Here is a 12,398-nt window from a genome sequence, read left to right on the forward strand (position 1 = left end):
CCGGTAACGGGTATCCCTACCGCGACATTTTTATGCGAGGTCCATCATGGGTTTTCCATCACCTGCTGCAGACTACGTTGAGAAAACGCTAACCGTTTCACGCCTTTGTCAGTATGACGCCAACTGTCGCGCCCTGGAGACTACCGCCGGTTATGCCGTCGTTGATGTCTGCCGCCGGCCAAAGCAGGGTGATCATGTCCTTATCGTATATGCCGGGAAAACTGAATTCGCTGTTGTCCGTGGGCAGGCGCTGATCACTGATGATGGTGAGGCGCTGGAAGGGGACGCCCTGGACGATGTTGAAGTGCGGGGTGTCGTTACCTACCTGATAAACCGGGCCGGGTGGGTGAGTGATGATGATATTCCGATCATGTAACATCGCTGGTGGCATGGTATTATTACCTAAAAGGTAATTATTTTCGGGGTGTTTACCATGCCAAAGGATCCGAAGCGCAAATCAACTCAGTACAAACCGTTGACGGTGATGCAGGAAGCCTACGCCCAGGAGTATGTGAAATGCCCTGAAAATCAGACGCAGTCGGCCATCAATGCCGGGTTCTCCCCAAAGTCTGCCCACGTCAAAGCCAGCACGATGATGCGTGATGATCGTATCCAGAAACGAATCGCTGAGCTGATGGAGGAGCGCAACAAGCGCCTGCGCGTAAGCGCCGATTACGTGCTGCTGCGCCTGGTGGAAATCGACCAGATGGACGTGCTGGATATCCTGAACGATGACGGCAGCCTGAAACCGATCCGCGAGTGGCCGAAAATCTGGCGAACCACGCTCAGCGGGTTTGACCTTTCCTCAACCATCATGAACATGGATGAGACATCGATAGAGACCATCCTCAAGAAAATCAAATGGCCCGACAAGGTGAAAAACCTCGAGCTCATCGGTAAGCACGTCGACGTTAACGCGTTCAAAGAGCGCATGGAAGTTAACGTGAACGTCACCATTGCCGACCGCATGGCCGCCGCCCGGCGCCGCCTGAAAGAGCGCCAGGGTGGTGACCAGTGACAGACGCCGCTTTATCCCCGGAAGAGCAGCTGAAAGAACAGCTGATCGACGATATCGCCAGCTTCACCCATGACCCGCTGGGCTATGCGCTGTATGCGTTTCCGTGGGGCGAGGATGGCACAGAACTGGCGCACGCCTCCGGGCCGCGACAGTGGCAGGCTGACGCATTCCGCGAGATAGGCGAGCACCTGCAGAATCCCGCGACTCGTCACCAGCCGCTGATGATTTCCCGCGCATCCGGACACGGCATCGGAAAATCTGCGTTCATCTCGATGCTGATTAACTGGGCCATGTCCACCTGTGAAGATTGCAAGGTGGTGGTGACCGCTAACACCGACAACCAGCTGCGCACGAAGACCTGGCCGGAAATCATCAAATGGTCGAACCTGGCTATCACGAAAGAATGGTTCACCTGCACCGCTACGGCGATGTACAGCAACGATCCAGGCCACGACAAACGCTGGCGCGCCGATGCTATTCCCTGGTCTGAGCACAACACCGAGGCGTTTGCAGGCCTGCACAACGAGCGTAAGCGTATCGTTGTGGTGTTCGACGAGGCATCCAACATCGCGGATCTGGTCTGGGAGGTTGCTGAGGGAGCGCTGACGGACGAAGACACGGAAATTATCTGGGTGGCGTTCGGTAACCCGACGCGCAACACCGGGCGTTTCCGTGAATGCTTCCGCAAATACAAGCACCGCTGGAAGTGCGCCCAAATCGACAGCCGCACCGTCGAAGGCACCAACAAGCAGCAGCTGCAGAAATGGGTGGACGACTACGGCGAGGACAGCGACTTTGTGAAGGTCCGCGTGCGCGGGATCTTCCCGGATGCTTCAGAGCTGCAGTTTATCCCTACCGGGCTGACTGATGAGGCGATGAAGCGTGTAGTGACCGCTGCGCAGGTGGCGCACGCCCCGCGGATAATCGGCGTCGACCCGGCTTATTCAGGCGTGGATGATGCAGTGATCTATCTCCGCCAGGGGCTGCATAGCAAAGTGCTGTGGACCGGCAACAAGACCACTGACGATCTGATTATGGCGAAGCGTATCGCTGACTTTGAGGACCAGTACCAGGCTGACGCGGTGTTTATCGACTTCGGTTACGGCACCGGGCTGAAGTCCATCGGCGATGGCTGGGGCCGGACCTGGCAGCTTGTGCCGTTCGGCGGCGCATCGGCAGATCCTCAGATGCTGAATAAGCGCGGAGAGATGTTCAACGCCTGTAAGACGTGGCTCAAGCTCGGCGGCGCGCTTGACGACCAGGAGACGGCAGACGACCTGTCCGCGGCAGAGTACAAGGTGAGGGTGGACGGCAAGATCGTCATGGAACCCAAGGAAGATATCAAAGAGCGTTTGGGCCGGTCGCCGGGCAAGGGCGATGCGCTGCTTCTGACATTCGCATACCCGGTGACAAAGCGTTCGGATTTCCCTGCTGCCGGCGGCAAGCAGCCCAACGTGATCAGCGAGTACGACCCGTGGGCGTAAAAAAGCCCGCGCATCGGCGGGCTATTGTGACATGTCACGGTGTTATTTTTCGCTCAGTCTCTGCTTCAGCAGGTAACCTTCCAGCATCCAGATTTTATTTACCGCATTTTCACGGGCAATCTTGCGCCCGATTTCAGGGTCGAAGTTTTCAGGGCTGGCGCAGGCGCTTTCACCAGTGACCGTAAAGCCGTTTTGAAGCACCAGGACACAGAAGGTGATCAAATCTAAAGACCGTACGGATTTATCGCTAGGTGCGCTGCCAACATAAACGTCATCGTTGTTTTTGTAGGCACCCAGCACACCATCAGAGCCAGTGAAGTAGTGTTCGCTGGCAATAATGCTTTCTATATGGTCTGGCGTAACGCGAGGCGCGGTTAAGCCTTTGGCCTGAATTTCCTGCTCGATATCTTTGTCGCTCATAATTCTCACCTTAAAAAAATGCCCGGCGAACCGGGCGAAACAGGGATGATGGAAAGTGCCGTCCTTGGCTGGGTGTCACAGGGTTTACAGCATGAAGTCATCGCAATGGCGTCCTGCTGTAAAAAGGGCGGTGGTCAGAAAGGGAATAACTGCCACCGCCAAACTTGCCTGGAACTACGGGTATCACGGTCCTGAGGCGTGATTCTGGTGTGGTGGCCGGTGCTGATCTCCGGCTTTCTCTGGCATTGCACATACCCAAGACTATTCTCCAGAGATAGCGCTGTCCTCATTAAGGGGTGCCGTCTCTAACGTATCAGCCTACGTATTCACCACAACGGAAAGAGCACTGAACGCTGCATTGTGGCTCTATCTCAGCTGCGCCGACTGCAGTCCCGATATGACCAACCCCTGAGAGGGTATCTGCCAATTACTTTTAGGCTCGGTCAATGCTCTTACCTGTTGTGCCCTCGTCTCTTCCGAGGTGTCACACCGTAACGCCGCGATGGTGAGTCGATGTCGTGCATGCAGGGCATGGCTTGCACATTCCGGCTACCCGCTGGGCCATGTACCAAGGAGCCCCCGGACCGCTATCGACGCATGTGCCATACGCCGGATGCTTTCACACCTGGAAGCGCACTCCGCCATCTGAGTAACGACAAAGCCACCAATGGAAGGGAATGGGGTGCGCTTTCATGTTGTGTTTACCAAAAAGGTAATAATTTATCGTCAAAAGGTCAATACACTACGACAAATAAATCATATGTGGTTAAATTGGTAATAATTTAAACGCGTATGGAGCGCAGCAAAATGTGCATCAGCAAGCCGAAAGTGAGTTCTCCGCAGGTTCAGGCGGCGCCGCAGGTTTCCGATTCTGCTGTACAGAACGCCGCCGATAGCGATCGTCGTCGCCGTGCCGCAGCGGGCGGGCAGAAATCAACAATCCTGACGTCGAGCCAGGGTGTAACGCAGCCTTCTGGCGGTACTCAGGGTAAGACCCTGCTCGGGGCGTAATCCATGGCCGAACTCTCTCCGAAACAGCATTACCTCAAACACCTGGGGCAGCTCAAAAATGAGCGCACCAGCTTTGAGGAGCACTGGCGCGAACTGGCGGAATTTATTGATCCGCGCAGCACGCGCTTTCTTACGACGGAGAGAAACAACGGCAGCAAGCGTAATACCCGCATCGTTGACCCTACCGCCTCTAAAGCTGCCCGCACTCTGCAATCAGGCATGCTGTCAGGTATCACCAGCCCAACCCGCCCATGGTTTAAGCTGGCAACGCCGGATCCGGAGATGATGCAATATGGACCGGTAAAACGCTGGCTTGATGTGGTCATGACCAGGATGAACGACGTCATGAACCGCTCTAACGTCTACCAGTCCCTGCCGATTATCTACCGGCACCTTGGTGTTTTTGGTACCGCGGCTATGGCGGTTCTCGAAGACGACGAAGATGTGATTCGTACTCATCCTCTGCCGATCGGAAGTTACTACCTGTCAAACTCGCATCGTTTGTCAGTCGATACCACGTATCGCGTTTTCTCCATGACTGCCCGCCAGATTGTTATGCAGTTTGGCCTGGACAACGTCAGTAACGCCGTGCGCGGCGCCTGGGATAACGCTAACTATGAAGCATGGTTCGATGTGGTCCATCTGACAGAGCCCAATATCGATCGTGTGAATGGCAAGCTGAACTCCCGCAACAAGGCATTCAAATCGGTGTATTTCGAGTTGTCCGGAGACGGTGACAAGCTCCTTCGTGAGGCTGGTTTTGATGAGCCACCGATCCTTTCACCGCGCTGGGAGATTAACGGGGAAGACGTTTACGGGAGTAACTGCCCGGGAATGATGGCTCTCGGTACTGGTAAGGCTCTGCAGCTGGAGCAAATTCGCAAAGCTAACGCGATCGATAAGCTTGTTAACCCGCCAATGGTGGCCCCGACAGGTCTTAAAAATAAGCTGATCAACCTTGCCCCTGGCGGCGTTACTTATGTTGATGAGGTTGATGCTACCAAGCTAGTGCGTCCGGCTTACGCCGTCAGCCCGCAGCTTAATGACATGCTCGGCAGCATTGCTGATGACCGCCAAATGATTGAAGCCTGCTTCTTCTCTGACCTGTTTAACCTGTTCAGCACCATCAACACCAGGAGCATGCCAGTGGAAGCTGTGGCCGCAATGCAGGATGAGAAACTCCTGCAGCTTGGCCCAGTCCTTGAGCGACTTAATGATGAATTCCTTGATCCTTTCGTTGATCGCACATTCAACATCATGGCGCGCCGCAACCTCTTTCCTGAGCCTCCGGAAGAACTGCAGGGCACTCCTCTGAAAGTTGAATATGTCTCCATTTTGGCACAGGCCCAAAAATCCATAGGGATCAGCAGCGTTGAGCGCTTTGTTGGCTTTGTTGGGAATCTTGCAAAAGCCAATCCTGCGGCGCTCGACAAACTCAATATCGACCAGACGATTGACGAGTACGGAAATATGCTCGGCGTACCGGCCACGATCGTTAACTCCGATGATGAGGTGCAAGCCACGCGCGAACAGCGAGCTCAAATGGAGCAACAGCAGCAGATGATGGCTATGGCCCAGCAAGCTGGCGCAACAGCTAAGACCCTGAGCGATACCAACACCGCTGACCCTAGCTTGTTAAAAACCCTCTCTGATGCTGCTCAGCAGCCGGCGGTGACGCAATGACTGATTACCTGAGCGAAGAAGAGCGTGAAGAACTGGCAGCAGATGAGCTCAAAAGGCAGCAATTACGTCGCGAGAACGAACTTAATGACCTGCGCCTCATCTGCGAGACAGAACACGGCCGCCGTTTCATCTGGCGCCTGATTGAGCAGGCTGGAGTGTGGCGTACGACTTATACCGGTGAGGCGCTCTCGGCAGCCTTCGCCGAAGGAAAACGTAACACGGGACTGAAAGTCTTTTCCGACGTGATGGAAGCGTGTCCCGATCAGTATCTGGCAATGGCCAAAGAGGCCAGCGAGGAATAGCGATGAATTTATTTGAGCGTCTGATGTATCGGCGTTTGTGCAATGAGCAGCCTGCAGATGGTGGGGCAGCTCCAGCAGCATCCGAACCATCCCCGGCTCCTGCGGCTGAGCAATCTGAAGCAGCGCAACAACCAGCAGCAGATCCAGAACCTTCGCCAGCTGATGGTGATAAACCTGATCCGACTGGCGATAAGCCAACTCCTGCTGCTGAGCCACCGGTTCCAGAAAAATATGAACTAACGGCACCGGAAGGCACTGAGCTGGACTCAAAAGCTGTTGAGCTGTTTGAGCCCGTGGCGCGCGAGCTTGGTCTTTCTAATGACCAGGCGCAGAAGCTGGCTGGACTGTGGCCACAACTGCAGGAGCAAATCCAGAACCGCCAGGCTGAGTCGTGGGGGCAGCAGGTTGAACAGTGGGCTACTGACACGAAGTCTGACAAAGAAATCGGTGGCGACAAATTAACGGTATCCGTCGGACACGCGCAGAAGGCGCTGGATACCTTCGCATCGAAAGAGTTCCGCGAATTCCTTGACTCGACTGGCCTGGGTAACCACCCGGAAATGGTTCGGGCGTTCGCAAAGGTAGGCAAGTTGATGAGTGAAGACAGTTTCGTCACTGGCCAGGGTAACGGATCGCCGAAAAACGATCTGGTCGAAGCGTTTTATCCAAGCAAAAAATAGTGAGGTGTAATCATGGCTTTAATTGGTCAGACGCTGCCTTCTCTTCTTGACGTGTACAGCCGTACCGACAAGAACGGGCGGATCGCTAAAATCGTCGAGCAACTGGCGAAAAGCAACGATGTCATTACCGATGCGATTTACGTGCCGTGTAATGACGGTTCCAAGCACAAAACCACCATTCGTGCCGGTATTCCCGAGCCGGTGTGGCGCCGTTACAACCAGGGTGTGCAGCCTACCAAAACCCAGACCGTTCCGGTGACTGACACTACCGGTATGCTGTACGACCTTGGCTTTGTGGACAAAGACCTGGCCGATCGCTCCGGTAATGCGGACTCGTTCCGCGTGTCCGAGAACATGGGCAAGCTGCAGGGCTTTAACAACAAGGTTTCCCGCTACACCTTCTACGGCAATACCGATGCTGAGCCGGAAGCGTTCATGGGCCTGGCTCCGCGCTTCAATACCCTGAGCACCTCCAAAGCGGCCAGCGCGGAGAACGTATTCAGCGCTGGCGGTGCAGGCTCCACCAATACCTCCATCTGGTTCATGTCATGGGGAGAGAACACCGCGCACATGATCTATCCGGAAGGTATGGTCGCCGGGTTCCAGCATGAGGATCTCGGCAATGACCTGGTCAGCGATGGTAACGGCGGCCAGTTCCGCGCGTACCGCGATGAGTTCAAATGGCATCTCGGCCTGTCAGTCCGTGACTGGCGTTCGATCTCGCGTATCTGCAACATCGATGTCACCACGCTGACTAAAGACGCCGCCAGCGGCGCCGACCTCATCAGCATGATGGTCGATGCGTACTACGCGCGTGATGTAGCAATGCTGGGCGATGGCAAAGAGGTCATCTACTGCAACAAAACCATCCATGCCTGGCTGCACAAGCAGGCTATGAATGCGAAAAACGTTAACCTGACGATCGACGAATATGCCGGTAAGAAAATCGTTTCTTTCCTGGGTATTCCGATCCGTCGCGCTGACGCCATCCTGAATACTGAATCAGCCGTAACGGCGTAAGGGGGGAACATGCTGCTCGACCAGCAAGCGCTTTTTTCCGCAGCTCAGGCCATTACGGCCACGGCTGCTTCGACCAACGTCATTGATACCGGCAGCAATAAAGATGTCGGTAAATATGGCGATATCCCGCTGCTTATCCAGGTGGTTGAAGGTTTCAACAACCTGACCAGCCTGACTGTGACGGTGCAAACCGATGACAACTCTGCATTCAGTTCCGCTGCGGACGTGCTGTCCATGACGATCCCTCTGGCGTCTCTGGTGCTGGGCTATAAGTCGCCGGTTATCACGTTGCCGATGAAGATGGAACGTTACATCCGTCTGAACTATACGGTGACTGGTACTGCGCCGACCACCGGTAAAGTCACTGCCGGTATCACCGGAGGCGTGCAAACCAATGCCTGAGTACAAAGTCGCTAAGCGGTCATTCATCAATGGCCGCCTGCATGAGCCGGGCGACATCGTTACCTACGACGGTGAGCCGGGAAGTAATCTGGTTTCCGTTGATGCCAGCCTGAGCGAAAAGGTTGTCCCGGTCAGTGCAGAAGAGTTAACCGAGCTAGACGATTTGCGCAAACAGTATGAAGAAATGTTCGGCGAAGCGCCGCATTTCAATACCAAAGCGGAAACTCTGAAGGCGAAGATCGCCGAAAGGCGGAAAGAACTCGGGGTGTAAGCCCTCATAACCAAAGGGGCGAAAGCCCCTTTTTAGTTGGTGGATGATATGGCATCAGTGATCAATATCTGCAATATCGCGCTGGCACGTATAGGCAACAGCCGGACGATTAACAGCCTCACCGAAAAGACCAAAGAGGCATATACCTGCAACCTGTTTTACGAGTCCATTCGCGACGCAGTTCTGGCAGACAACGACTGGAACTTTGCCATGTCGCGCGTTGTCCTGGCTGACCTTAGCGACCCTGCGCCGGGATGGTTGTTCCGGTATCAGTACCCGACAGACTGCGCGCGTATAGCTGCCATATTACCGAAGTGGTTCACTGGGTCTCATATCGTTCTGCAGGATAAGCCTGTTTTTGAAGTTGGCAGCAATGAAGATGGCACTGGCCGCGTCATTCATACCAATGAGTCTCAGGCGGTACTGCTATACGTGAAAAGAATTACTGACCCGACGATGTTTGATGCCCTGTTCGCTGATGCGCTTTCGTGGCGTATGGCGGCAGAAATAGCCATGCCTATCACGGCAAATGCCAGTCTCGGCCAGCAGGCAATGGCCAATTATCAGCAGGTGCTTACGGCGGCCATGCAACGCTCTCTTGATGAGGCGCATGAACCGCAGCAGGCGATGTCAGACCTTGCCAGTGCGAGGATCTGCTGATGGCCTATTCGCTGGTGCAGCCGTCGCTTGCCGGCGGCGAGATATCACCTTCACTGTATGGTCGAATCGATCTTGAAAAATACCAGACGTCATTGCGCCGCTGCCGCAATTTCATCGTCCGGCAGTCAGGCGGCATTGAAAATCGTCCCGGTTTCCGGTTCCTGGGTAGCGCGAAATATGCAGACCGTTACAGCCGGCTAATACCGTTCCAGTTCAGCGTATCGCAAACCTATGCGCTCGAGCTCGGTGATCACTATTTTCGCGTCTGGTCTAACGGCGCGCTGGTTACGGACGGCGGCAGCCCTGTTGAAGTGGCTACCCCATGGCCGGTGAGCGTCATCTCTGAGCTGAAATTTACGCAGTCTGCCGATGTGATGACAGTGTGCCACAACGATTATCCGCCGCTTGAGATCCGCCGTTACGGAGAGGCTGACTGGCGCACCGCCGCAGTGACAACAACCAGCGGGCCATTCCAGGACCTGAACACCGACGACTCGGTAACTGTGTACGCCTCAGGACGAACTGGATCCGTAACGTTGACTGCCAGCAGCCCGATTTTCAAAAGCCAGCACGTGGGAAAACTGTTCTACATGGAACAGAAGGCGGTAGATAGTGTTGGTCGGTGGGAAACCGATAAAGACATCGGGGTCGGTGACGAGTGCCGATATCAGGAGAACTTTTATCGCTGTGTTGACGGCGGTTCTAATGGCACTACCGGCACTGTTGCTCCGACCCATACAACGGGAGACTCCTGGGATGGCTGGGGTCTTGGTGGCCGTAACGGTGTGCTGTGGCGCTATCTGCATAGTGGTTTTGGCGTGTGCCGTATTACTGCCATCGCCGGAGATGGACTAACTGCAACGGCCGACGTTGTGCCACGTCAGGATGGTGAGATCGAGCTGCCGGCGCAAGTGGTGGGTAGCACCTTCGCCACTTACAAATGGGCGCATTACGCCTGGAACGATACTGACGGCTACCCGGGTACAGTTACCTATTACCAGCAGCGGCTGATTTTCGGCGGCAGCCGGGCATTTCCTCAAACTATATGGTGTAGCCGTACCGGTGATTATCACAACTTCTATCGCAGCAACCCGAAGGTTGACGACGATGCGATCACCTATAACTACGCCGGTCGCCAGCTGAACAAAATCCTGCACCTTCTCGATGTCGGTCAGCTTATCGTGCTGACCAGCGGAGGGGAGTTCAAGGTGACAGGCGACAGCAACGGTAACCTGACGGGAACCGGTGGCTTTGCGATGTCCGGTCAGTCGTTCAACGGTAGCAGCGATCTGGCGCCAATCAACGTTGGCAGCGTTGCACTATACGTTCAGCAGAAGGGATCCATCATCCGAGATCTGTTTTACTCATTCGACCAGGACAGCTATCAATCCAGTGATCTTACCCTCCTGGCCAGTCACCTGTTTAACGGTTACAGCATCAGGGACTGGGCCTTGTCTGTACAGCCGTTCAGCGTTGCATGGTGTGCGAGGAGTGACGGCATGCTTCTTGGGCTGACTTATCTCCGTGAGCAGCAGGTATATGCCTGGCATCCGCACCCGATGACTAATGGCTATGTCGAATCGATCTGCAGTATTAGCGAAGGGCAGGAAGATGCGGTCTATGCGCTTATTCGCCGTACGGTGAATGGATCGACAGTTCGTTATATTGAGCGACTGAACACCAGGCAGTTTACAGAACAGCAGGATGCATTTTTCGTGGATTCTGGCCTGTCTTACAGCGGAGAAAACACCGACTATTCACGCACAATGACGATCAGTTCCGCCGGGGGCTGGACCTACCAGGATGAATTCACGCTAACGTGCAGCTCTGCAATCTTCGACTCATCGAGCACTGATTACGAGATCCATATTCCCTACACCGAAGGCGGTGTCAGCAAGTCTATGCGTTTGGGCATTGCTGGTGTTAGCTCATCAACAGTGGCTACCGTATTAGCAAATCGTGATGTGCCTGCAGCGCTGCGCAACATTGCGCAATCAACCTGGTCGATAGCACGTCGGACATTTGCGGGATTGTCTCACCTCGAGGGGCAGACGGTTAGTATTCTTGCCGACGGTAACGTTGAACCTCAGCAGGTTGTATCAGGCGGCGAAGTGACGATCGAAAACCACTCGTCAGTGGTGCATATCGGTTTGCCGGTAGCCGCGGTTATCGAAACGCTGGACGTGAACGTTGCAGGGCAGTCTACGCTGCTGGATAAGACCAAACTTATCAATCAGCTTTGCATAATGCTCAACAGTGGGCGATCGGTTTGGGCCGGAACAGATGATACTCACTTACTGGAGTACACCCAGCGTGAGTGGGAATTCTACGACGACCCGGTAGGGCTAAAGACGGGCATCATCGATATGAACCTCAATGCAAACTGGGAGCGTAACGGGCGGGTTGTAATCAGCCATTCCGATCCGCTGCCGCTTGGCATTCTGGCCATTATACCGCGCGTAACGGTAGGGGGCTGATATGCGAAAAGTTGAGATAGTCAGCGTTACTGACGAGCATATCAGCGCAATTCTCCCGCATGTCCGCCAGGCAGACCACGATGAGTTTATGGCTGCCGCCGGGATGACTCCTGAGGAAGTCATCAATCGAGCCATGAAAAGCGCTTCGGTAGCCGCTGCAGGGATGATTAACGGCCAGGTGGTAACCATCTTCGGTATATCTCCGGCATCGATCATCACCGGACGAGGTATTCCGTGGCTGGTTAGCACCGACCATATTGAGCATCAGCCGCTGACATTCCTCCGCCATTGCCGACCGGTTCTTCGTGACATGTCACGCGGATATCGCGTTCTTGAAAATTACGTAGATGCGCGTAACCACGCAGCAAAATCCTGGCTTCACTGGATGGGGTTCACCCTGGCAGATCCTGAGCCATACGGATTGATGAGAATGCCTTTCCACCATTTCATTAAGGAAATAGCCCATGTGTGAACCAGCTACCGCAGCACTAGCCGTAACCGCAGTTGCTGGCGGTCTCAGCGCTTACAGCCAGATCCAGACAGGCCGCGCTAACGCCGCGCTGGCGAACGCTAACGCCGACGCTCAGGAGCAGGCCTCCCGCGACACTATCAATACAGCTAATGACCAGGCATACCAGCAGCGGCAGCAGGCCCGGAGAGTTGCCGGACAGCAGACCAATGCACTGGCTGCTAACGGCGCCGACCTGACGAGCGGTAACGCATTGGACATGACAACTGAAACCATGCAGCAGGGCACGCTCGACGCGCTGACCACCATCAACAACGGCCAGCGACAGGCCGCCGGGTTGCAGTTCCAGGCCGATACCAGCCGCGCTCAAGGGAAAATTGATAAGCAGTCCGGAATGCTTGGCGCAGGTTCAACACTGCTCAACTCCACGCTGACCGGTCTTAATGCATACAAGACGCTGGGCGGTACCTGGAAGCCGCTTTCCGCTAAGTAAAAGGAGCT

15 protein-coding genes are annotated in these 12,398 nt (G+C 54.9%); 14 read left to right on the forward strand and 1 reads right to left on the reverse strand.

Annotation, left to right across the window (positions count from 1 at the left end):
• Positions 1-46 precede the first annotated feature (46 nt).
• From HMPREF9538_RS30130 to HMPREF9538_RS11260, 3 genes are read left to right on the forward strand one after another with little or no spacing between them, the layout of a single operon-like run.
• Positions 47-376 carry a hypothetical protein gene (locus HMPREF9538_RS30130; protein ID WP_009485372.1) on the forward strand — a complete coding sequence of 110 codons (330 nt, stop codon included), beginning with the start codon at positions 47-49 and terminating at the stop codon, positions 374-376.
• Positions 377-433: 57 nt separating this feature from the next.
• A complete protein-coding gene (locus HMPREF9538_RS11265; RefSeq protein ID WP_009485373.1) occupies positions 434-1,018 on the forward strand; it encodes a terminase small subunit in 585 nt (194 codons plus the stop codon).
• Complete coding sequence (locus tag HMPREF9538_RS11260) at positions 1,015-2,502, forward strand: hypothetical protein (protein WP_009485374.1); 1,488 nt, start codon at positions 1,015-1,017, stop codon at positions 2,500-2,502. The genes HMPREF9538_RS11265 and HMPREF9538_RS11260 overlap by 4 nt, the downstream gene beginning before the upstream one ends.
• Positions 2,503-2,544: 42 nt before the next feature.
• Here the strand turns inward: HMPREF9538_RS11260 and HMPREF9538_RS11255 are convergent, their stop codons facing one another.
• The gene (locus tag HMPREF9538_RS11255) at positions 2,545-2,922 is read right to left on the reverse strand and encodes a Gp49 family protein (RefSeq protein WP_009485375.1); all 378 of its coding nucleotides are present in this window, start codon (positions 2,920-2,922) and stop codon (positions 2,545-2,547) included.
• 807 nt (positions 2,923-3,729) lie between these two features.
• Here HMPREF9538_RS11255 and HMPREF9538_RS11250 point away from each other — a divergent pair.
• The 11 genes from HMPREF9538_RS11250 to HMPREF9538_RS11195 are packed head-to-tail and all read left to right on the forward strand — an operon-like array spanning position 3,730 to position 12,390.
• Positions 3,730-3,933, forward strand: a complete 204-nt coding sequence (locus HMPREF9538_RS11250) for a hypothetical protein (RefSeq protein WP_004152472.1) — start codon at positions 3,730-3,732, stop codon at positions 3,931-3,933.
• Between the two features lie 3 nt (positions 3,934-3,936).
• Positions 3,937-5,616, forward strand: a complete 1,680-nt coding sequence (locus HMPREF9538_RS11245) for a portal protein (RefSeq protein ID WP_004149313.1) — start codon at positions 3,937-3,939, stop codon at positions 5,614-5,616.
• On the forward strand, positions 5,613-5,918 hold the full coding sequence (locus HMPREF9538_RS11240) for a hypothetical protein (RefSeq protein ID WP_004152470.1): 306 nt from the start codon (positions 5,613-5,615) through the stop codon (positions 5,916-5,918). Before HMPREF9538_RS11245 ends, HMPREF9538_RS11240 begins: the two co-directional genes overlap by 4 nt.
• 2 nt (positions 5,919-5,920) lie before the next feature.
• Positions 5,921-6,598 carry a peptidase gene (locus tag HMPREF9538_RS32635; RefSeq protein ID WP_210406670.1) on the forward strand — a complete coding sequence of 226 codons (678 nt, stop codon included), beginning with the start codon at positions 5,921-5,923 and terminating at the stop codon, positions 6,596-6,598.
• 12 nt (positions 6,599-6,610) lie between these two features.
• Positions 6,611-7,618: a major capsid protein gene (locus tag HMPREF9538_RS11225; RefSeq protein WP_009485378.1), complete on the forward strand. Its 1,008-nt coding sequence runs from the start codon at positions 6,611-6,613 to the stop codon at positions 7,616-7,618.
• A 9-nt stretch (positions 7,619-7,627) separates the two neighbouring features.
• Positions 7,628-8,020 carry a Bbp16 family capsid cement protein gene (locus HMPREF9538_RS11220; protein WP_004152466.1) on the forward strand — a complete coding sequence of 131 codons (393 nt, stop codon included), beginning with the start codon at positions 7,628-7,630 and terminating at the stop codon, positions 8,018-8,020.
• Positions 8,013-8,291, forward strand: a complete 279-nt coding sequence (locus tag HMPREF9538_RS11215; RefSeq protein ID WP_009485379.1) for a hypothetical protein — start codon at positions 8,013-8,015, stop codon at positions 8,289-8,291. Before HMPREF9538_RS11220 ends, HMPREF9538_RS11215 begins: the two co-directional genes overlap by 8 nt.
• Positions 8,292-8,339: 48 nt before the next feature.
• Positions 8,340-8,951 (forward strand): hypothetical protein, encoded by a 612-nt coding sequence (locus tag HMPREF9538_RS11210; RefSeq protein WP_009485380.1) that lies wholly within the window; start codon positions 8,340-8,342, stop codon positions 8,949-8,951.
• Positions 8,951-11,428, forward strand: coding sequence for a hypothetical protein (locus HMPREF9538_RS11205; protein ID WP_009485381.1), 2,478 nt, complete (start codon positions 8,951-8,953; stop codon positions 11,426-11,428). The genes HMPREF9538_RS11210 and HMPREF9538_RS11205 overlap by 1 nt, the downstream gene beginning before the upstream one ends.
• 1 nt (position 11,429) lies before the next feature.
• Entirely contained in the window at positions 11,430-11,900 is a 471-nt protein-coding gene (locus tag HMPREF9538_RS11200) for a hypothetical protein (RefSeq protein WP_009485382.1), read from the forward strand.
• Complete coding sequence (locus HMPREF9538_RS11195; protein WP_009485383.1) at positions 11,893-12,390, forward strand: hypothetical protein; 498 nt, start codon at positions 11,893-11,895, stop codon at positions 12,388-12,390. Before HMPREF9538_RS11200 ends, HMPREF9538_RS11195 begins: the two co-directional genes overlap by 8 nt.
• Positions 12,391-12,398 lie beyond the last annotated feature (8 nt).

It is taken from the genome of Klebsiella sp. MS 92-3 (genome assembly GCF_000195655.1).
GTDB lineage: Bacteria > Pseudomonadota > Gammaproteobacteria > Enterobacterales > Enterobacteriaceae > Klebsiella > Klebsiella pneumoniae.

Excerpts from the sequence above, each read along its gene's own strand:
- HMPREF9538_RS30130 (WP_009485372.1), top strand. The coding sequence starts at position 47 with ATGGGTTTTCCATCACCTGCTGCAGACTACGTTGAGAAAACGCTAACC.
- HMPREF9538_RS11225 (WP_009485378.1), top strand. The coding sequence starts at position 6,611 with ATGGCTTTAATTGGTCAGACGCTGCCTTCTCTTCTTGACGTGTACAGC.
- HMPREF9538_RS11210 (WP_009485380.1), top strand. The coding sequence starts at position 8,340 with ATGGCATCAGTGATCAATATCTGCAATATCGCGCTGGCACGTATAGGC.
- HMPREF9538_RS11245 (WP_004149313.1), top strand. The coding sequence starts at position 3,937 with ATGGCCGAACTCTCTCCGAAACAGCATTACCTCAAACACCTGGGGCAG.
- HMPREF9538_RS11195 (WP_009485383.1), top strand. The coding sequence starts at position 11,893 with ATGTGTGAACCAGCTACCGCAGCACTAGCCGTAACCGCAGTTGCTGGC.
- HMPREF9538_RS11200 (WP_009485382.1), top strand. The coding sequence starts at position 11,430 with ATGCGAAAAGTTGAGATAGTCAGCGTTACTGACGAGCATATCAGCGCA.
- HMPREF9538_RS11250 (WP_004152472.1), top strand. The coding sequence starts at position 3,730 with ATGTGCATCAGCAAGCCGAAAGTGAGTTCTCCGCAGGTTCAGGCGGCG.
- HMPREF9538_RS11215 (WP_009485379.1), top strand. The coding sequence starts at position 8,013 with ATGCCTGAGTACAAAGTCGCTAAGCGGTCATTCATCAATGGCCGCCTG.
- HMPREF9538_RS11240 (WP_004152470.1), top strand. The coding sequence starts at position 5,613 with ATGACTGATTACCTGAGCGAAGAAGAGCGTGAAGAACTGGCAGCAGAT.
- HMPREF9538_RS11265 (WP_009485373.1), top strand. The coding sequence starts at position 434 with ATGCCAAAGGATCCGAAGCGCAAATCAACTCAGTACAAACCGTTGACG.
- HMPREF9538_RS11255 (WP_009485375.1), bottom strand. The coding sequence starts at position 2,922 with ATGAGCGACAAAGATATCGAGCAGGAAATTCAGGCCAAAGGCTTAACC.
- HMPREF9538_RS11220 (WP_004152466.1), top strand. The coding sequence starts at position 7,628 with ATGCTGCTCGACCAGCAAGCGCTTTTTTCCGCAGCTCAGGCCATTACG.
- HMPREF9538_RS11205 (WP_009485381.1), top strand. The coding sequence starts at position 8,951 with ATGGCCTATTCGCTGGTGCAGCCGTCGCTTGCCGGCGGCGAGATATCA.
- HMPREF9538_RS32635 (WP_210406670.1), top strand. The coding sequence starts at position 5,921 with ATGAATTTATTTGAGCGTCTGATGTATCGGCGTTTGTGCAATGAGCAG.